The sequence below is a fragment of the Pseudomonas sp. WT-JTC genome (genome assembly GCF_056711565.1).
In genome coordinates, this window is sequence record NZ_CM160042.1 from 643,505 (window position 1) to 662,283 (window position 18,779).

The window sequence follows — 18,779 nt, forward strand, 5'->3', positions numbered from 1 at the left end:
CCCACAGGAATTGCGTGATTCCTGTAGGAGCGAGCTTGCTCGCGATGGGGGCCTTGAGGTCAAAGCAGAAGTCGAGCGAACGACATGCGCGGGGGAGTTTACAGCCCATTGAGCCCCGCGCATCTCGCCTGTTTCATGATGAAGATGACGCGCTTTCAGTCTGCCGGGTAAAACGCGACAGCAGCAGGCGATCCAGCAACCACACCGCTACCAGTGAAGCACCCACCAACGGAAAGGCCACCGCCAGAACGAACATGATCACCATCGCGGTTTTCCATTTCGGCAGGTCGTGACGTAGCGGCGGCACGCCGAGTTTTCCTTGCGGGCGGCGCTTCCACCAGATCACCACACCGCTGACGGCACTGAGCAAAATCATCAGGCAGATCAGCAGCACGATGATCTGGTTGAACACGCCGAACATCTTGCCTTCATGCAGCATCACGCCGATTTCCGTGGCGCGGGCGACGGTGCCGTACTGCTCGTAGCGCACGTCGGCCAGGACCTTGCCACTGTATTGATCGACATGCAGGGTGGCGTCGTTGCGCGGGTCATCGGCGAACACCGAAATGGTGAACACGCCGGTTGCGGATTTCGGCAAGGTGATGCTGTAGCCCGGCTCGACCTTGCTCTGCGTGGCGATGTCTTGTACGTCTTGCAGGCTGATGGTCGGCGCTGCCGGGCCAGCATGCGCTCCGTCGTGGGCCATGTGCTCGGCGTGGTCACCGGACATCGGCATTGGCGTGTTTTCCATGGCCCACGGCACGGTCTGACGCGTGGCGCTGTTGAGGCTGCGTGCCTCGATGTCGGACTTCGGCACGTCATCCCACATCGCGGCAGGGAACACGTTCCACACGCCTGCAAATTTTTCGCCCCAGAACCCGGTCCAGGTCATGCCGCTGAGCAACATCACCAGCAACAGCGAGGCGCCCCAGAACCCGGTGACGGCGTGCAAGTCACGCCACAGCACCCGGCCGCGGCTGCTCAGGCGTGGCCACAGAATGCCGGCCGCCTGGCCCCGTGGCCACCACAGGAACACCCCGGAAACCACCAGCACCACGCCCCAGCCGGCGGCCAGTTCCACCAGCCGGTCACCGGCGGTACCGATCATCAATTCGCCGTGAATCGCCCGCGCGATGGCTTGCAGGTTCTTCTTGGCGTCTTGCTCACCGAGGATGTCGCCGTGGTACGGGTCGACGAAAACGTTCAGTTCCTTGCCGCTGTCGAGTACGACAAACTGAGCGCTGCGTTCGGCGTTCATCGGTGGCAGGTATTGCTTGATCGTGACTTGTGGATAGGCGCCTTTCACCCGGTTGAGCAGGTCGTCAGCCGCCAGGGTGTGATGGCCGGCAGGGACGTTGAGCCAGCTGCTGTACATCAGCGAATCGAGTTGCGGTTTGAACAGGTAAATGGTGCCGGTCAGGGCCAGCATCACCATGAAAGGCGCCACGAACAATCCGGCATAGAAATGCCAGCGCCAGGCCAGGTTGTAGAAATTCACTTTGGGCTGTTTCATCTCGTGTGCTCCGCTTGGCTGGATCTTTTAGTTGTGTGTTGGCGGTTGCTGCGCAACCGATCGCGAGCAAGCTCGCTCCTACAGCGATGCTCTTAAAAGCTCATGTCCACCTTGGTCCAGAGCGTGCGCCCCGGCTCCTTGATGGCTTGCGGGTCATTGGCGGGGAAGCCGAAACCGGCGTTGCCGGCCAGGTTCAAGTGCTCGGCGTAAGCCTTGCCGAACAGGTTGTCGACGCCGCTGCTGACCTTCCAGTTGCTGTTGATCCGATAGGCACCGTTGAGGGAAAACACGCCGAAACCCGGCGTCTTGTCGAAGTCCTTGCCGACCACGTTGCCTTTGTTCAGGTCGATGCGGTTTTGCGCGGCAACCACTCTCCACAGTGCCCCGGCGCTCCAGTTGTCTTCGCTGTAGGTCAGGCCGAAACGGGTATCCAGCGGAGGCGTCTGCGGTAACGCCGTGCCATCGCTGCTGTTCTTGCCCCAGGCGTAGGCCAGGGTCGCGTCGGCTTTCCAGTTGTCGGTGAAGTTGTAAGCAGCGCCCAGTTCACCGCCCATGATTCGCGCGTCGATGTTCTCGGCTTGCGAGGTTGTACCCATCATTGTCGGGGTGTAGTTGAACAGGATGTAGTCGCGCACCTGCCCGACGTAAGCCGAAGCCCAGGCCTCAAGTACTTCCGTCTTGTATTGCAGGCCGAAATCGAGCTGGGTGGTTTTTTCCGGTTTGATCGAATCGAAGGCATTCACCGAGCCGGCGGGGCCGGACTTGGGTGAAAACAGCTCCCAGTAATCCGGGAACCGCTGGGTGTGACCGAGGCCGGCATACACGGTGGTCGGGTTGTCGGCCAGGTCGTGCTCATAGCGGATGAAACCGCTCGGCAGGGTATCGGCGCGGGTGTCGTCGGCGGTCGGATTCGGGCGGGTCATCATTCCCGAGCCGATGGTCTGCCGATAGTCCTTGGCCGAGGCACGGTCCAGGCGTGCGCCGCTGATCAGGCGATCACGGTCGGCGGCGTACCAGGTCAGTTCGCCGAAAACGCCGTAGTTATGGAAATCGGTATCCTTGGTGTACGGCAGGTCCTTGTAGGTGTCGATGCCCATGGCGCTGCGCTGGCGATGCTCGTTGGTCTGCGCGTCGATGCCGCTGATCAGCTGCACATCGGCCCAGCGCCAGGTGGCCTTGATCCGCGCACCGAGAGTGCGACGGTCGACGTTGGAGGCCATGGGACCGGCCATCATCCCGGTGCCGGACGGCGTGCGCAGGGTGTAGTTGTCCATCACGTGGTCGGCGTAGTTGTAGTAGACCTGTGCTTCGACCTTATCCAGTACGTCGCCGATGTTGGACTGCTCGAAACGCAGGCCAAGGCTTTCGCGCAGGAACTGCGAACCGTCCATGCCGCGCCCGGCGTACCGGGCTTCACCATCGCCACGGCCGGCGGTCAGCTCCAGCAAGGTGTCGGCGTTTGGCGTCCAGCCCAGCGCCACATCACCGTTCCATTTTTCATAGCGCGACGGCACGGTGTCGTTGTTGCCGTCCTGGTAGTCGTCGGAGTGTGCGGTGTTGCCGATGACCCGCACATAACCCGACTGGCCGCCGGCTGCAGCGTCCAGCAGTTTGTCGAAGCGGCCGTAGGAGCCGGCCAGCACGCTGGCATTGACCCGTGTGCCGAGCTCGCCGAAGTGCTCCGGTTCGCGGTCGAACAGGATGGTACCGGCTGAAGAGCCCGGCCCCCACAGCACGGTTTGCGGGCCTTTGATTACGGTGAGCTTGTCGTAGGTTTGCGGCGAGATGTAGGAGGTTGGGGCGTCCATCCGGCCCGGGCAGGCACCGAGCATCATGCTGCCGTTGGTGAGAATGTTCAGCCGCGAACCGAACATGCCACGCAGCACCGGGTCGCCGTTGGTGCCGCCATTGCGCACCAGGGCGAAGCCCGGGATGGTTTTCAGGTAATCGGCGCCATCGCTGGCCGGCACCGGTTGGCGCGGGTCCTTGGGGTTGGTGACGATGGTCAATGGCGAGCTGGGTGCAACGGCGGTAATCACCGTCGGGCTCAGTTCTTCACTGTGACCGGCATGGTCATCGGCCAGCGCAGAAGGCGCCAGCAAGGCACCGCACAGGATGGCGGTGGCGTGCCCGAAACGAACAGCGGATTCGTTCAGGGCAAAGGAGGCTTGGGCAGGGCTCAAGCACGGGACAGCAGAAAACCTGGACATGACAATTTCCATCGAACAGTCGTAAACGACACGGCCGGCAGCCTGCGCAATCCCTGTGGGAGCGGGCTTGCTCGCGAAGAGGGAGTGACAGTCAACATTGATGCCGTCTGGCACACCGCGTTCGCGAGCAAGCCCGCTCCCACAGGTTGCTTTGGCTGTCTTGCGGACCGTGTGAAATCAGAAGTGAGTGTTTACGCGATGGCGGGCGGGGCGCGGGTGCGGGCGCCGGGAAAGTAGGTTTGCCGGGCATGGCCCTGGCGCGCAGAGGGGGTGGTGAAGGTGTTGACGGGTGGAATGACGAAGTTGGCGAAGGACACGCCACCGGTCAGCGCCGGGCAATTGAACAGCAGGCTGCAATAGCCGCACTTTTCCCACAGCACATGGTGCCCCGGGGCAGGCGGGCAGTGCTCGGCGGTGGCTTGCGTGCCATGGTCGGCATGCTCCATCGCCGACATGTCCATCGGCATGTCCATGCTCATGCCCGCAGGCATGCTCATCGACATGGCGCGCGAATCCATCGGCATCGACTGAGAAATCAGCGGACCGATAAAGATCATCAGCATGGCGAACAGGCTGATCCAGCTGCCGCGTGTCAGGCTCATTGCCTGATTTCGCGACCTGGGTGACCTGGCGCTAAGCGAGCGCATGGGCGTTTTCAGCTCAGGCGATTACGGCGTGTGCACGTGCGCTTGCAGGCTGTCCGGCGCCTGCTTCTGCACCGCGACTTCGACCGTCACGTCACCGGACTTCTCGAAGTGCAGCGTCATCGGGAAGCGATTGCCGTCAACCAGCAGGCTACGATCCTTGAGACCCAGCAACATCACGTGATAGGCCATCGGTGCGAAAGTGACCTCGCCACCGGCGGGCACTTCCACGCTCGGTACGTGCTGCATTTTCATCACGTCGCCTTGCATCAGGTGTTCATGCAATTGCGCTTCGCCCGCAATGGGGGTGTCGACGCTGAGCAGGCGGTCGGCGGTCTTGCCTTCGTTGTTGATCACGAAATACGCCGCAACGGTGGGCGCATTGGGTGGCAACTCCTGGGACCACGGATGCGCGATTTCCAGTTCGCCGACCTTGTATTCGTGGGCATTGGCAAAGCAGGCAGGCAGCAGCAACGCGGCCAGAACGATGAGTTTGTTCAACATGGCAGTTCTCCAGAATGATTTGAAACGCAGGTCAATTGCGAAAAAAATCAAACCAGAGGGGAGGCGCGGGGGTTGAGACTCGGCCATTGCTGGCGCGGTGACGGACTTTCAAGAGAGGTCGCAGGCAGGCTTCGGTTGGACTCGAAGTGCGCGAAATACAGTTGTGGCGTATGCCCCGGCAGCGCCACCAATGGCGCAGAACCCGAGCAGCACCAGCAATGCTGCATGTTGGAATGATCGTCGCTTTGCGGGGCTTTCTGTTCCAGGTCTCCGATGGAAATCGCCACCATCCTGGTGCCGCTGGAGCTGCAGAAACTGCCCCACAACAACTGTTCGGCCGGTGATTTCACCGATTGCGCCATCGCTCCGGACATCGGCATGGCGAGCATGTTGAACAGCACTGCGAAGCAGGCTATCCAGGCAATTGCGAGCCGTTGTCGGGACATGGGACAAATCCGTTTGGGTGGGCGATCAGGCGCGGGCTATTTAGCCTGATCAGGGCCGATAAGTAAAAAGACGGTGTGCGGTGTGGTGTCGCAGCGCCGTCCTTTCGTAGCTTTTATGATAGTCGTGAATTTCAAAGTGCCGGTAGCGTTTGAGCTTTGTTCAGAATCCGCCGGACTATAGGGTTGGAACCACTGAATGGATAATCGATGTGCTCCGGAGACGTTGCAGGAATAGTTCCGGCGGACGGGGGATCAGGAACAGTCGAAGAGCGACAGGGCCGTCAGGATTTCTGTCACCGCTCCAAACTCCCGATCAACCCTTGGCAACTCCGGCCGCTTCAAAACAATCACCGGCACCCCCCGCTCACGGGCGACTTCCAGTTTCGGCTCGGTCGCCGTGCTGCCGCTGTTCTTGCTGATCAGCACGTCGATGTTTCGCCGCTCGAACAACTCACGTTCATCGTCGATCAGGAATGGCCCACGGGCACCGATCACTTCGCAGCGCTCGTTGCCCGGATACAGGTCCAGGGCGCGCAGGGTCCAGAACTGCCGTGCAGGAATCTCATCGAGGTGTTGCAGGGGCTCGCGACCGAGGGTGAACAGCGGTCGACGGAAGGGCTTCAGGGCTTCGATCAGTTCGGCCCAATCGCTGACTTCCCGCCAGTCATCACCCGCCTGGGCTTGCCAGGCGGGACGCCGTAGCGCCCAGCAGGGGATGCCGCTCAAGCGTGCGGCGGTCGCGGCGTTCTGGCTGATTTGGGCGGCGTAGGGGTGAGTGGCATCGAGCAGCAGATCGATACCTCCATCGCGAATGAATTGCGCCAGCCCCTCGGCACCGCCGTAGCCGCCGACGCGAACCTGGCATTGCAGATCCGTCGGTATCCGACCGATGCCGGCCAGGCTGTAGATATGCTGCGGTCCCAGCGTGCGGGCAATGGCCATGGCTTCGGTCACGCCGCCGAGCAACAGGATGCGCTTCATTCAAAGGCTCCCGCATGGCCAACAATCCCGCCCTGGCGATCGATGGCAAAGACTTCCACCTGAACCTGCGCCGGCACCACGCTGCGGGCAAAATCCAGGGCGTGCTGACAGACTGCATCACCCAGGGCGACCCCGGCTGCGGCAGCCATGGCCAGTGCCTGCTGGCTGGTGTTGGCCTCGCGGATGCTCTGCTGCAAGGCCGCATCGGCGCCGACCTGCGCCGCCCATGACGCCAGTTGCGGCAGGTCAATGCTCGAATGGCGACTGTGCAGGTCCATATGCCCGGCCGCCAGTTTGCTGATCTTGCCGAAACCACCGCACAGGCTGAGTTTATCCACAGGCACTTTGCGCAGATGCTTGAGCACGGCGCCGACGAAGTCGCCCATTTCGATCAGGGCGATTTCCGGCAGGTTGTAGACCCGGCGCATGGTGTCTTCGCTGGCGTTGCCGGTGCAGGCGGCGATGTGCAGGTAACCGTTGGTTTTCGCCACGTCGATGCCCTGGTGGATCGAGGCGATGTAGGCCGCGCAGGAAAACGGCCGGACGATGCCGCTGGTACCGAGTATCGACAGGCCACCAAGAATGCCCAGGCGCGGGTTCATGGTTTTCAGTGCCAGTGCCTCGCCGTTCTCGACATTGATCGTAACGTCGAAACCACCGCTGTAGCCGAGTTCGTCGGCCAGTCGGGCCAAGTGCTCGCTGATCATTTTTCGTGGCACCGGATTGATCGCGGGCTCGCCGACACCCAGCACCAGTCCGGGCCGGGTAACGGTGCCGACGCCGCGGCCGGCCTTGAAGCGGGTCCCCGGTTCGGCGCTCAGGCGCACCTGGGAGTAGAGCAGGGCTCCGTGGGTCACGTCTGGATCGTCACCGGCATCCTTGAGAGTTCCCGCTTCGGCGCCGTCCTCGGTGAGGCGGCAAAACTCCAGGCGCATCTGCACCTGTTTGCCCTTGGGCAACACGATTTCCACGGCATCGGCCGCTGTGCCATCCAGCAGCAGGCGCGCGGCGGCGAGGCTGGTAGCCGTGGCGCAACTGCCGGTGGTCAGGCCGCTGCGCAGAGGGGCAGGTTGTTCGGCGGTTTCATCACGCATCGAAGGGTTTCGTCACGTCCAGCAAGGTAATCGGCAAGGCCTGGCGCCAGGTGTCGAAGTCGCCCAGCGGTTGTGCTTGGGCGATATGAATGCGGGTCAGCTCCCCGCCGTGTTGCTCGCGCCAGGCCATCAGGGTCATTTCACTTTGCAGGGTGACCGCGTTGGCAATCAACCGGCCCCCGGGTTTGAGTCCGGCCCAGCAGACATCAAGCACGCCTTCGCGGGTGACACCGCCGCCGATGAAAATCGCATCCGGCCGCTCCAGCCCGGCCAAGGCCTGGGGCGCGCTGCCACGAACCAGCTGCAGGCCGGGTACGCCGAGGGCATCGCGGTTGTGTTCGATCAACGTTTGGCGGCCCGCATCTGCCTCGATGGCCAGTGCACGACAGCTGGGGTGAGCGCGCATCCATTCGATGCCGATCGAGCCGCAGCCGGCGCCGACGTCCCACAACAGTTCGCCGGGAGTTGGAGCCAGGCGCGCGAGGGTGATGGCGCGCACATCGCGTTTGGTCAGTTGGCCGTCGTGCCGGAACGCCGAGTCCGGCAGGCCGGCCAGTCGCGACAGCCGCAACGTGTTGGGCTCGGCGACACACTCGATGGCGATCAGGTTCAGGTCGGCGATCGGCGAATCGTTCCAGTCGCTGGCGATACCGTCGATGCGCCGCTCGGCTTCACCGCCCAGATGTTCCAGCACGGTGAGACGGCTGGGGCCGAAGCCGCGTTCGCGCAACAGTGCTGCGATGGCGGTGGGGCTGCGGCCGTCATTGCTCAATACCAGCAAGCGCACACCGCTGGACAGGTGGGCGCTGAGTGCGGCGACAGGCCGGGCCACCACTGAAAGAGTGATGACTTCCTGCAAGGGCCAGCCCATTCGTGCTGCGGCGAGCGAGCAGGAAGAGGGCGCCGGCAGAATAAGCATTTCATCGCTGGATAAATGTCGAGAGAGGCTGGCTCCCACCCCAAAAAACATCGGATCACCGCTGGCCAGGACGCAAACGGGCTCTCCCTGTTTCGTCAAAACAGGTTCAAGGGCGAAAGGACTGGGCCACAATTGCCGTACACCGCGGATGCAGGCGGGCAACAAATCCAGCTGCCGTTGACCGCCAATGATCCGCGTGGCGTTCAGCAGAGCGTGTCGGGCATTTTTGCCTAGCCCCTTGAAACCGTCCTCTCCGATGCCTACCACTGTCAGCCAGGGGGTCATGCTGTTCCTCTTCTATCAATCGAAGCCAAATCATCGCGCTGTCGGTCTGTGTCGGTCTGTGTCGACCTGTGCGGTTGTGCATCATAGCTCGGTGTGGATTGAATTCGCCTGTTGTCAGCGGGAGAAAGCGTCATTGACGGTGATAGGGCACTATTACGGATGTATTGTTGGTACCTTTTGCAGGTCGAATCTCTTCATCCTGATTTCGCTCCGTTTGCGGTCTATGAGCGCTCTTTTGCTTTCGAGTACGTTTTTGTCAAGTTTCAGAATGGCTCGGTGCTGAATGATCTTTGTCGTCTGTTCTTCCGTGTGAAAAAATAGAAAGTTGCTCCTTTTTGTAGATGTCACCAATTCGAGATTAAAAACGGCGACTTCAAGAAAGCCCTTTGAGTCATAGCGTGCAGGTATTACCTGAAACCGCTCTCCCAAGAGACTTTGTTGGTCCAGTGAATACAGCGCGGGCTCGTCGGTTTTCAGCGCGTCGAGGGTGTCGATCATGGCGTTTCCTTGTCGGGTGTCCGGCATGGCTTGAGCGCTCTGGACCAGAAACTCCGCAATGCTGCTCGAGAGGGTGTGTTGAGTGCGGCTAAAGATGGCATCCTGAAAGACGGACCAGCCAAGAAAATTCAACGTTGTGACGTATTCATGCAGCCACTTTGTCGAGTTGGCAAAGCGACTGCTGACCATGTCTGCGGACCGGGTGGCTATCTGAGTGCAATGAGTGAAGTCGTCGTAATCTTGCAGAGAAAGTTGCTCGATGCATGAAATGAGATTGTGGGCGGTCAATGCTCCAGCCGGTGTTTTCGTGTTCATGTACTACTCCTTGTATATATCTATATTCCGTTGTTGTTTGTTTTGCATGTTGGGCAAACGTACAAGAGTGGCTGTGTGGTTTGAATAAGATTGATAGGTGAAATTGATTCTTGCTGTTTGCAAGCGAAGCAACTTTATGTCTGGGTCGAGAGTATTTCGTCGTCAAGCCGCTTGGGCTTTTCATCAGGCCGGACAAAGCAGGCATAATGCTGTCCTTCGTCTTGTACCGGTCGTCCTGTGAAGTCACGTCAGATACCCAACCGTTTGCGCCCTTCCGCCTGTCCCGGGTTGTTGCGTGTCGTCCAGGCATTGGATGGTGGCATTTGCCGGATCAAGCTCGACGGCGGCGCCATCCGTGCGCACCAGGCAATCGCTGTGGCTGATGCCGCCGAGCGATATGCCAGCGGTGCGATCGAGGCAACCAACCGGGCCAACCTGCAGATCCGCGGGATTGGCAACCAGCAAACGGCGTTGATCGACTGTCTGCTGGCTACCGATCTGGGACCACGCACGGCAGCTGGCGACGATGTGCGCAACCTGATGCTCAGCCCCGGCGCCGGGATCGACCGGCACATGCTATTCGACACACGCCCGTTGGCAGGGCAGGTCCTCGCCACGCTGCAGAGCCACGAACCGTTTCACGACCTCAGCGCCAAGTTCGCCGTGCAACTCGATGGAGGTGAAGACCTGGCGATGCTCGAGCATCCCCATGACCTGTGGCTCTCGGCGTTTGAGCAAGACGGCGAGCGACGGCTGGCGTTCGGTCTGGCGGGATGCCCGACGGACAGCCCCGCCGGTTCGGTTGCACTCGACGACGGGCATGCGCTGGTGGTCGCGGTCCTTGAGTTGTTCCTTGAACTGGCGCGCCCCGAGCAGACGCGGATGCGCCATTTGCTGGCCGGGTATTCGGTCGAGGCCTTACTGCTTCGGCTGGCTGAGCGAGTACCGCTGCAAGCCGTTGTCCGCTGGCAGCGGGATTCGGGTGCCAGTGATTTGCATATCGGCGCCCATCCCCAGGCCGAGCCCGGTGTTGTCTATGTAGGGGCTGTCCCGCCGCTGGGGCGGCTCGATCCGGCGATGCTGCGAGGCGTGGCACGACTGGCACGCGAGTTCGGTGATTCCAGTCTGCGCTTCACGCCCTGGCAAAGCCTGCTGCTGCCCAATGTCCGTGCGGAAAACGCCGCCGAGGTCATTCGGCAATTGCAATGTCTGGGTTTGCAGTGCGAAGCCGATCAGCCCTTATCCCGGTTGATTGCCTGCACCGGTTCGAACGGCTGCGGTAAAGGCCTGGCCGAGACCAAGGGCGATGCCCTGCAACTGGCTACATTGCTGCAGCGTCACGGACAATCGCCGAGCGTGCATTTGAGCGGATGCGCGCGTTCCTGTGCCGCCGCGCATACGGCGCCCGTCACTTTGCTGGCCGTCGCCCCCGGTCACTACGATCTCTATTTTCGCGATGCAGCGCAGCCGGGTTTCGGCGCACTGCACGCATACAACCTTACTATTGAAGCGGTCGCGGCTCTGCTCGACGCCCGCTCACGGAGCCCCCTTGATGCTTGATTACATCCGCGACGGTCAGGAGATCTATCGCAACTCCTTCGCGATCATTCGCGCCGAGGCCAACCTCGACCGAATCCCGGCCGATCTGGAGAAACTCGCGGTCCGTGTGATTCACGCCTGCGGCATGGTCGAGGCCATCGACGGTTTGCAGTTTTCCGAAGGTGCAGGCAAGGCCGGGCGTGATGCACTGGCAGCCGGCGCGCCGATCCTGTGCGATGCGCGGATGGTCTCCGAGGGCGTTACCCGTGCACGGCTGCCAGCGAACAATCCGGTGATCTGCACCTTGCGCGATGAGAGCGTTCCGCAGCTGGCCCGTGAATTGGGCAACACCCGCTCAGCTGCTGCCCTGGAACTGTGGCGTCCGCACCTCGAAGGCAGCGTGGTGGTCATCGGCAACGCCCCGACGGCACTGTTTTACTTGCTGGAAATGCTCGACGCCGGTGCGCCGAAACCGGCGCTGATCCTCGGTTTTCCAGTGGGCTTCGTCGGCGCCGCCGAATCCAAGGCAGCGCTGGCGGCCGACAGCCGTGGCGTGCCTTTTGTCATCATGCAGGGTCGCCTGGGCGGTAGCGCCATGGCCGCCGCCGCCGTCAATGCCCTCGCCACGGAGATCGAATGATGCAACAACCTGGACGTTTGATCGGCCTCGGCGTCGGTCCCGGTGATCCGGAACTGATTACCGTCAAGGCTCTGCGCTTGCTGCGCGAGTCGCCTGTAGTGGCGTACTTCGTCGCCAAGGGCAAGAAGGGCAATGCCTTCGGCATCATCGAAGCGCACCTGCAAGACGCACAGAACCTGTTGCCACTGGTGTACCCGGTGACCACCGAAGCCTTGCCGGCGCCGTTGTCCTACGAGCAAGTGATCAGTGACTTCTACGATGACGCTGCCGCAGAACTGGCCACGCATCTCGACGCAGGCCGCGACGTGGCGGTGATCTGCGAGGGTGATCCGTTCTTCTACGGCTCCTACATGTACTTGCACGACCGGCTCGCCCAGCGTTATCAGGCGGAAGTCGTGCCCGGTGTGTGCTCGATGCTCGGCGGTGCCTCGGTGCTCGGTGCGCCACTGGTGTATCGCAATCAGAGTCTGTCGGTGTTGTCCGGTGTGCTGCCGCAAGACGAACTCAAGCGCCGCCTGGCCGATGCCGATGCAGCGGTGATCATGAAGCTGGGGCGCAACTTTCCCAAGGTCCGCCAGGTGCTGGAAGAACTCGGCCTGGCCGAGCGTGCGCTGTACGTCGAACGTGCGACCATGGCCAACCAGAAGATCGTGCCGCTGGATCAGGTCGAGCCGATGTCCTCGCCGTATTTTTCGTTGATCATCGTTCCCGGTGAAAGGTGGCAAGGCTGATGACCCGTCCAGTTCCGGCGATTGTCATTCTCGGCAATGGCAGCCTCGCTACCGCACGCAGCATTCAGCAGGTGTACCCCGAAGCCACGATCCACGGCCTGGCCGAACGGGTCGACGGTGCGGATCGGGTCTATCACGAATTTGGCGCGACCCTGCGTGAGCTCTACCAACAGGGCACACCGATCATTGCTCTGTGTGCGGCCGGGATCGTGATTCGCACGCTGGCACCCCTGTTGCTGGAAAAGGGCGCCGAGCCTCCGGTATTGGCGGTGGCCGAAGACGGCAGCGCCGTGGTTCCACTGCTGGGTGGTCTCGGTGGCGTGAATGTGATGGCGCGGGAGATTGCCGCCGGACTTGAAGTCGCTGCGGCGATCACCACCAGCGGCGAGTTGCGTTTCGGCACGTGCCTGCTCAACCCGCCCAGCGGTTATGCCCTTGGCGATCTGGAGCTGGGCAAGCGTTTCGTTTCCGATTTGTTAGCCGGCGAAACGGTGCGCATTGAGGGTGAAGCCCCGTGGCTGGCGCAGGCGCAGTTGCCCGAAGATGCTCAGGCTCGACTGGCGGTGCATGTCAGTCATGCTGAACGGGCTCCTGCGGTCAACGAATTGTTGATCTACCCGCGCAATGTAGTGGTCGCTACGGATGCCGGCCTGGAGAACGTTGCGCAGGCGGTGCGCGACGCATTGCATCAGGCGAAGATCGCCGTGCAGTCGCTCGCCTGCCTGTTGGCTGCCGACACCGAAATGGCCAGCCCGGGGTTGCGCGAGGCGGCGCTTGAATTGGGCGTGCCGTTGCGCTTTGCCCAGGCTGAGATGGTGCTTGGCGAGCGTTTGAGTGCCGCCATAGGCCAGCCCGTTTCCATGCTTGGTAGCGACAATGTTGCCATTGCGGTGGCAGAGCAGCCGCTGGACCCGTTGCAAATTGGCCGTTCGCGTGGACGACTGGCGGTGATCGGGCTCGGGCCGGGCGCTGCCGACCTGATGGTACCAGCGGTGAAGGCGGAACTGGCCCGCGCAACCGATGTGCTGGGTTACGAAACCTACGTGCGCATGGCCGGGCCGTTTCGCGCCGATCAGGTGCTGCATTGCACCGACAACCGCGAAGAGATGCAGCGCGCCCGCCATGCTTTCGAACTGGCAGCCCAAGGGCGATCGGTGGTGGTGGTTTCCTCAGGGGATCCGGGGGTTTTCGCCATGGCTGCGGCGGTGCTGGAGGCGCTGCACGAGTCCAGTGACATCCATTGGCACAACGTCGATCTCGAGATTTTGCCGGGGGTTTCCGCCTCACTGGCGACGGCCGCCCAGGCTGGTGCACCACTGGGGCATGACTTCTGTGTGCTGTCGCTATCGGACAACCTGAAACCCTGGTCGATCATTGAAAAACGTCTGGATCTGGCAGCGCAAGCTGATCTGGCAATGGCGTTCTACAATCCGATCTCGCGCTCCCGACCTTGGCAATTGGGGCGTGCGCTGGAGATCGTCGGCCAACATCGCGCACCTGGAACGCCAGTCGTGTTAGGGCGTGATGTCGGACGCCCGGGGCAGGCATTACGCGTGACGACGCTCTCTCAATTGACTCCAGACCAGGTCGACATGCGGACCATGGTGTTGATTGGTTCATCTACGACTCGTGTGTTTCATCGTTCGCAAGGAATGTCGTGGGTTTATACGCCGCGTAGTTATGGCGATAAATTAAGCGAAATTAACTAAGTAATATGACGGTTTGGTGCAGCGTTGTTCGAGCTTGATCGCTCGACAATTGCTGCGTGTTTGTAAGGGTTGGTGGGCGTTTACATATGTCGACATTTAATCGGGTTTGATGGTGGTGTTTGGGTGGTTTAGATTCGTTTTGTCTCTGTTGGAGACTTAAGCGAACTTAAAAGGAACTGTCCGATATGGAAGTTGTAGAAGATTTTATAACTCACAGACAATGCACTGATATTGGGAAGGCGCGTCTTGCCAGGTCAAAGGCATTGTTGAACAGTGTAGCTCGTGCCAGAGCATTAATGTCGACCACTGCCTCAAGTTCACCCAAGGCGTTGGACGATTCGAGTCCTACCAAGGCTTTGGATGCTTTGGTTTTGGGTAATGCACTTATTGGTTATGGCGATAATATTTCGCTTGAGAATATGACAATTATCGAAAACCTCATAAAGTTTTCGAAGCTGGAGGCCGATCGCGAGACTAAAGATAGTCATAGCCCTGCCGCCTGGCACCGGGCTTTTCTCCAGTGTATGGAGGATATGGGCTGTTCTGTCCCCATCAACGCGAGTATCGAATACAAGAGGAGGGCTGGCAGCGGGACAATGAAAAATGTCGTCACCACTATTGTCCAGGCGGGCGTTGAAGCGGCAAAAGCGGCCATTCCAGGTGCAACCGTGCTAAGTGCCATCGCAGACAGCACATTGTCAGCATTGGAAAAAGAGCCTGAAACCATCAAGGTTTTCAACTATGAAGTTACCAGGGCCAAGGGTGTGAAACTGGCCTTGCTGCCTTGCGAGCAAACCAGGAACGGATTGGTCATAGTTTCGTTTTCATCTGTTAATCATGTTGGAGACCAAGTGGGTGGTGGGGTTTTGTTTTTGGATTTGAAAATTGCAGGTCTCGATATTTACCAGGGCTCCAACTTTCTTGCCTTTAATCCTTCTGCTTACGCTGAAGTAAAAAATGATGTCGAATTTATCCTGGCGCAGAATCGCAAAGAAGTGTTGGCTAAAAGATTTCCGCGACGCAGGCAGTGAACTCAATTAAGCCAGGGTCAGAGGCTGATTGTCTCTGGCCTGTTTGAAACATATAAGGATGTAGAGGGGGAAGGGTTACCCGGTTTGCATCATTGGGTGTTGCAGGGATTGCGATGCAGGCATCGTGCAGTGGTGAGGCACACGGATGTTTCGAGTCCACTAGCCCCACGACTTGCCAGAAACGGAGCGCTTTGTGTTCAAGGTACCAGGTACCCCTTCACCCCGGTAAAAATGATTTGCGCCGCCAGTGCGCAGACGAACAGCCCCATCAGCCGGCTGACAATCTGCAAGCCCTGATCGCCGAGTATGCGTTCGATGCGGCTCGACAGATAAAGCACCACCCCCACGGTGAAGCTGGCCAAGGCAATACTGACAATGGCGGTGAGCTTGTCGTCCCAGTGCGGCTGGCTCACGCCCATCACCAGCAAGGCACCGATGGTGCCGGGGCCGACGGTCAGCGGAATGGTCAGCGGGACGATGGTCACATCCTGCTGCACGTTGTCGGTCTGCACCGCCGATTTACCTTGTGCCATCCCGAGTGCCGAGATGAACAGGACGCTGCCTGCGCCAATGCGGAATGCATCCACGGTAATACCGAAAACGCTGAAAATCACTCGGCCGAACAAGTACAACAGCACGCTGGAGACCAGTGTGGCGACCGCCACTTTCCAGGCCAGCCGACGCTGCTCCTTGCGCGAATAACCACGGGTCAGGCTGATGAAGCAGGACAATACGAAGAATGGGCTGTAGAGCACCAGCATCTTCAAGTAAACGCTGAACAACACATGGAGCATGGTGCCGGGCTCACTGGCGAGGGAAGTCGAGGGGGAGTCTATCAGGGGTTGCGCAGTCTGTCGGCTCAGGACGTTTGGGTCGTTGCGCGATTCTGCTGGTCACGCTGGGCGACCCAATGCTCGATCAATTCTCGCAGCTGTGACAGTTCGACCGGTTTGGCCATGTGTCCGTCCATGCCGGCCTGGCGCGCGCGCTCTTTGTGTTCGGCCAGGATATGGGCGGTCAATGCCACCACGGGGGTACGGACCCGCTGGTTGCCGACTTCCCAGGCACGCAATTGCTGGGTGGCCGAGAAGCCGTCGAGGACTGGCATTTCGCAGTCCATCAGGACCAGGTCGTAGCGCTGGGCTTTCATTGCCTGCAAGGCTTCTTCACCGTTGCAGGCGGTGTCCGGTTGCAGATTGAGCTTGCTCAGCATGCCGCGGATCACCTTGGTCGAGATGCTGTTGTCTTCGGCCACCAGAATGCGGAAGTCGCTGGGGACCTTGATCGGCAGGGCAGGGCCGCTTGGCAGTGGTTGCGAGACGACCAGGCCTTTGTTGCGTTGGGTCAGCTCGTCGGCCAGGGTGGTCTTGAGGGTGTAGCCGGCCACCGGTTTGGCGAGGATGCGCTTGATCCCGGAGTTGCGCGCAATGATCTTGCTCGGCGCATTGCTGATGCCGGTGAGCATGATCAGCAGGATGTCATGGTTCAGGCTCGGGTCTTCCTTGATCTTGGCCGCCAGTTGCATGCCGGTCATGCCGGGCATGTTCTGGTCCAGCAGGACCACATCGAAGTAATCGCGCAAATGAGCCTTGGTGCGCAGCAGTGCCAGCGCTTCCTTGCCGGAAGGTGCGGCGCTGACATTCAGGCCCCAGGCGCTGCATTGCTGCACCAGCACCTTGCGACAGGTGTCGTTATCGTCCACCACCAATACCCGTGCACCCTGCAGCGGGCCGTCGAGGTCTGAGGTCGGGTGTTCGAGGCGATCCGGGTCCAGCGGCAAGGTCAGCCACAGGGTGCTGCCCTGGTTGCTGCCACTCTTGATTCCGAATTCCCCTTGCATCAAGCGAATCAACTGCCGGGCGATCACCAGGCCCAGGTTGCCACCCAGGTGGGTGGCCGAAAGGAAATGCCGGCTGTGCAGTTCGGCGTGCATCAGGGCGTCGCGTTCTTCGGCGTCCATGGGCTCGCCGCTGTCCTGCACCGCAATACGCAGGCGAGGTTTGGCGCTGCGCTCGTCGAGCGCCACGACGATCAGGATTTCACCTTCGTCGGTTTTCTTCAGGGCGTTTTCCAGCAGGCTCAACAGGGTCTGGCGCAGGCGCGTCGGGTCACCGCTGATCACCCGCGGCACTTGCGGCTGGATGAAGCTGATCAACTCGACGTTTTGCTGCTCGGCCTTGGCGCGAAAGATGCTCAGGCAGTCTTCGATCAGTGCGTTGAGGTCGAACTGCACATCGTCCAGCTCGATCTGCCCGGACTCGAGTTTGGATATGTCGAGAATTTCGTTGATCAGTGTCAGCAGCTCGTTGCCGGCGCTGTGGATCGTCTGCACATAGTCGCGTTGCTTGACCGAAAGCGGTGTGCCCAGCAGCAGCTCGGTCATGCCGAGGACGCCGTTCATCGGGGTGCGGATCTCATGGCTGATCTTCGCCAGGAACTCGGCCTTGGCGTTGATCTCGGCGTTGCTGGCCGCCAGGTCGCGACTGATGCTGAAACGGTCTTCGGTGATGCGGCGCTGGCGCTCGCTCAACGCGATGCTCATCAGCAGGCCGCTGATACAGATGAACACCAGCAATGTGGTGATCAGGCCATGGGGTTCGATCAGGGTCAGCCCCAACAGGGCGGGCAGGATGACCAGTGTCCCGAGATTGAACACCACCATGGCCGCCACGAAGAGGCGAGCCGGGCGATAACCTTTTTGCCAGTGGTAGGCGCTGATGAACAGCATGCTCAGGCCTGCCAGGGCTACCAGGCCGTAGGTAATGAAGTTCAGCGGCAAGGTATTGACGAACAACAGCATCAGGCCGCAGGCGGTGATGAGCAGGACCTCGCCGAGCAGCAACCGATTCAGCGGGTGCGGCCCGAGCGGGGAGAAAAAGCGATGGGCAAGCATCAGGCCGCAAGGCGCAGTCAGTAGCAGTGCCAGGTAAGCCCCCGGCGTTTGCAGTGCATGCCAGTCCGGTAGCCAGGGGCTGGCAAGGTTCAGCAACAGCAGCAGGCTGAGCATCAACAACCCTTCGCACGCCGCCAGCCAGAGGGCACTGCGCGAGCGGGTGTAGGCGTAGCGGATGAGATTGTGCAGGATCAACATGGCCATGCAACCGAACAGCAGGCCATAGATCAGCGTCTGGTTCTGGTTGGCAGCCGCGGTGATCGCCGATTGCAGGGTGATATAGGGCCGTAACTGGTGGTCAGAGGCCAGTCGCACGTATACATCGAGGGGGTTGTCGCTTTGCGGCAGGGCGAGCATGAAGTCGCTGCTGGGCAATGGCCGCTCGGATTGGTGCTGTTCGTTGCCCGTGCTGGATTGATCGATCAGCTTGTCGCCGTCCAGTACGTACATGTTGAACTGACGCAGGTCAGGCGCAAACATCCGCAGCAATTGTTCGTGTTTGCCCGGTGCCAGCCTGAATCGCAACCATAACGCACCATCGGGTTCGGCCGCGGTTATGCGGTCGGGTTCGATAGGGCTGAATTGATTGGTGTAGCGTGCGGAACGGATGTCGCTCAGTTGCAGGTCGCCCTGTTCGTCGAGCAATACCGCCCAGCCACTGCCTTGCGTGGCCTGGGCCGGTAGCATGCAGAGCAAGGTCAGCAAAGTGACGGTCAAGCTTATGGCAATCCTGAGCCAGCGCACGGCGAAATCCCTTCGTTAGGTTGATGCCAGAATATAACGATGCGCGGCGCCGGAATAGCCAGGCAATAAACCGTGTTCATTGC

The 18,779-nt window shown here is 60.5% G+C and carries 16 protein-coding genes; 5 read left to right on the forward strand and 11 right to left on the reverse strand.

Annotated features, from left to right (window positions below):
* Positions 1-133: 133 nt before the first annotated feature.
* The 9 genes from AC06G5_RS02815 to AC06G5_RS02855 form a co-directional block, all read right to left on the reverse strand.
* Positions 134-1,513: a PepSY-associated TM helix domain-containing protein gene (locus tag AC06G5_RS02815; RefSeq protein WP_480458954.1), complete on the reverse strand. Its 1,380-nt coding sequence runs from the start codon at positions 1,511-1,513 to the stop codon at positions 134-136.
* A 92-nt stretch (positions 1,514-1,605) separates the two neighbouring features.
* A complete protein-coding gene (locus AC06G5_RS02820) occupies positions 1,606-3,723 on the reverse strand; it encodes a TonB-dependent copper receptor (protein WP_413425500.1) in 2,118 nt (705 codons plus the stop codon).
* Between the two features lie 191 nt (positions 3,724-3,914).
* Positions 3,915-4,370 (reverse strand): DUF2946 domain-containing protein, encoded by a 456-nt coding sequence (locus tag AC06G5_RS02825; protein WP_413425502.1) that lies wholly within the window; start codon positions 4,368-4,370, stop codon positions 3,915-3,917.
* A 21-nt stretch (positions 4,371-4,391) separates the two neighbouring features.
* Entirely contained in the window at positions 4,392-4,871 is a 480-nt protein-coding gene (locus AC06G5_RS02830) for a copper chaperone PCu(A)C (protein WP_413425504.1), read from the reverse strand.
* Positions 4,872-4,918: 47 nt separating this feature from the next.
* Positions 4,919-5,317 carry a DUF2946 domain-containing protein gene (locus AC06G5_RS02835; RefSeq protein ID WP_102669214.1) on the reverse strand — a complete coding sequence of 133 codons (399 nt, stop codon included), beginning with the start codon at positions 5,315-5,317 and terminating at the stop codon, positions 4,919-4,921.
* 252 nt (positions 5,318-5,569) lie between these two features.
* Positions 5,570-6,298, reverse strand: a complete 729-nt coding sequence (locus AC06G5_RS02840) for a cobalt-precorrin-6A reductase (RefSeq protein WP_480458955.1) — start codon at positions 6,296-6,298, stop codon at positions 5,570-5,572.
* Positions 6,295-7,392, reverse strand: a complete 1,098-nt coding sequence (locus tag AC06G5_RS02845) for a cobalt-precorrin-5B (C(1))-methyltransferase (protein WP_480458956.1) — start codon at positions 7,390-7,392, stop codon at positions 6,295-6,297. Before AC06G5_RS02845 ends, AC06G5_RS02840 begins: the two co-directional genes overlap by 4 nt.
* Complete coding sequence (gene cbiE, locus AC06G5_RS02850; protein WP_480458957.1) at positions 7,385-8,596, reverse strand: precorrin-6y C5,15-methyltransferase (decarboxylating) subunit CbiE; 1,212 nt, start codon at positions 8,594-8,596, stop codon at positions 7,385-7,387. The genes AC06G5_RS02845 and cbiE overlap by 8 nt, the downstream gene beginning before the upstream one ends.
* A 153-nt stretch (positions 8,597-8,749) precedes the next feature.
* Entirely contained in the window at positions 8,750-9,409 is a 660-nt protein-coding gene (locus tag AC06G5_RS02855) for a hypothetical protein (protein WP_413703649.1), read from the reverse strand.
* A gap of 252 nt (positions 9,410-9,661) precedes the next feature.
* Here AC06G5_RS02855 and cobG point away from each other — a divergent pair, with 252 nt between their 5' ends.
* From cobG to AC06G5_RS02880, 5 genes are all read left to right on the forward strand, one after another.
* Complete coding sequence (cobG, locus tag AC06G5_RS02860; protein WP_413425527.1) at positions 9,662-10,969, forward strand: precorrin-3B synthase; 1,308 nt, start codon at positions 9,662-9,664, stop codon at positions 10,967-10,969.
* A complete protein-coding gene (locus tag AC06G5_RS02865) occupies positions 10,962-11,588 on the forward strand; it encodes a precorrin-8X methylmutase (protein ID WP_015093293.1) in 627 nt (208 codons plus the stop codon). The genes cobG and AC06G5_RS02865 overlap by 8 nt, the downstream gene beginning before the upstream one ends.
* Positions 11,585-12,319: a precorrin-2 C(20)-methyltransferase gene (locus tag AC06G5_RS02870; protein ID WP_413703648.1), complete on the forward strand. Its 735-nt coding sequence runs from the start codon at positions 11,585-11,587 to the stop codon at positions 12,317-12,319. Before AC06G5_RS02865 ends, AC06G5_RS02870 begins: the two co-directional genes overlap by 4 nt.
* Positions 12,319-14,028, forward strand: a complete 1,710-nt coding sequence (gene cobJ / locus AC06G5_RS02875) for a precorrin-3B C(17)-methyltransferase (protein ID WP_413425514.1) — start codon at positions 12,319-12,321, stop codon at positions 14,026-14,028. Before AC06G5_RS02870 ends, cobJ begins: the two co-directional genes overlap by 1 nt.
* Before the next feature lie 185 nt (positions 14,029-14,213).
* Positions 14,214-15,059 carry a hypothetical protein gene (locus AC06G5_RS02880; RefSeq protein ID WP_413425516.1) on the forward strand — a complete coding sequence of 282 codons (846 nt, stop codon included), beginning with the start codon at positions 14,214-14,216 and terminating at the stop codon, positions 15,057-15,059.
* Positions 15,060-15,256: 197 nt separating this feature from the next.
* Here AC06G5_RS02880 and AC06G5_RS02885 read toward each other — a convergent pair whose 3' ends face one another.
* Entirely contained in the window at positions 15,257-15,853 is a 597-nt protein-coding gene (locus AC06G5_RS02885) for a MarC family protein (protein ID WP_111284385.1), read from the reverse strand.
* Positions 15,854-15,918: 65 nt separating this feature from the next.
* Positions 15,919-18,696, reverse strand: a complete 2,778-nt coding sequence (locus AC06G5_RS02890; RefSeq protein WP_413703647.1) for a hybrid sensor histidine kinase/response regulator — start codon at positions 18,694-18,696, stop codon at positions 15,919-15,921.
* Between the last annotated feature and the right edge of the window lie 83 nt (positions 18,697-18,779).

What these genes read in the sequence shown, in the direction of transcription:
- AC06G5_RS02825 (WP_413425502.1), bottom strand. Translation starts at nt 4,370, where the DNA reads ATGCGCTCGCTTAGCGCCAGGTCACCCAGGTCGCGAAATCAGGCAATG.
- AC06G5_RS02855 (WP_413703649.1), bottom strand. Translation starts at nt 9,409, where the DNA reads ATGAACACGAAAACACCGGCTGGAGCATTGACCGCCCACAATCTCATT.
- AC06G5_RS02845 (WP_480458956.1), bottom strand. Translation starts at nt 7,392, where the DNA reads ATGCGTGATGAAACCGCCGAACAACCTGCCCCTCTGCGCAGCGGCCTG.
- AC06G5_RS02880 (WP_413425516.1), top strand. Translation starts at nt 14,214, where the DNA reads ATGGAAGTTGTAGAAGATTTTATAACTCACAGACAATGCACTGATATT.
- cbiE (WP_480458957.1), bottom strand. Translation starts at nt 8,596, where the DNA reads ATGACCCCCTGGCTGACAGTGGTAGGCATCGGAGAGGACGGTTTCAAG.
- AC06G5_RS02865 (WP_015093293.1), top strand. Translation starts at nt 10,962, where the DNA reads ATGCTTGATTACATCCGCGACGGTCAGGAGATCTATCGCAACTCCTTC.
- AC06G5_RS02885 (WP_111284385.1), bottom strand. Translation starts at nt 15,853, where the DNA reads ATGCTCCATGTGTTGTTCAGCGTTTACTTGAAGATGCTGGTGCTCTAC.
- AC06G5_RS02840 (WP_480458955.1), bottom strand. Translation starts at nt 6,298, where the DNA reads ATGAAGCGCATCCTGTTGCTCGGCGGCGTGACCGAAGCCATGGCCATT.
- AC06G5_RS02815 (WP_480458954.1), bottom strand. Translation starts at nt 1,513, where the DNA reads ATGAAACAGCCCAAAGTGAATTTCTACAACCTGGCCTGGCGCTGGCAT.
- AC06G5_RS02830 (WP_413425504.1), bottom strand. Translation starts at nt 4,871, where the DNA reads ATGTTGAACAAACTCATCGTTCTGGCCGCGTTGCTGCTGCCTGCCTGC.
- AC06G5_RS02835 (WP_102669214.1), bottom strand. Translation starts at nt 5,317, where the DNA reads ATGTCCCGACAACGGCTCGCAATTGCCTGGATAGCCTGCTTCGCAGTG.
- AC06G5_RS02870 (WP_413703648.1), top strand. Translation starts at nt 11,585, where the DNA reads ATGATGCAACAACCTGGACGTTTGATCGGCCTCGGCGTCGGTCCCGGT.
- cobJ (WP_413425514.1), top strand. Translation starts at nt 12,319, where the DNA reads ATGACCCGTCCAGTTCCGGCGATTGTCATTCTCGGCAATGGCAGCCTC.
- AC06G5_RS02820 (WP_413425500.1), bottom strand. Translation starts at nt 3,723, where the DNA reads ATGTCCAGGTTTTCTGCTGTCCCGTGCTTGAGCCCTGCCCAAGCCTCC.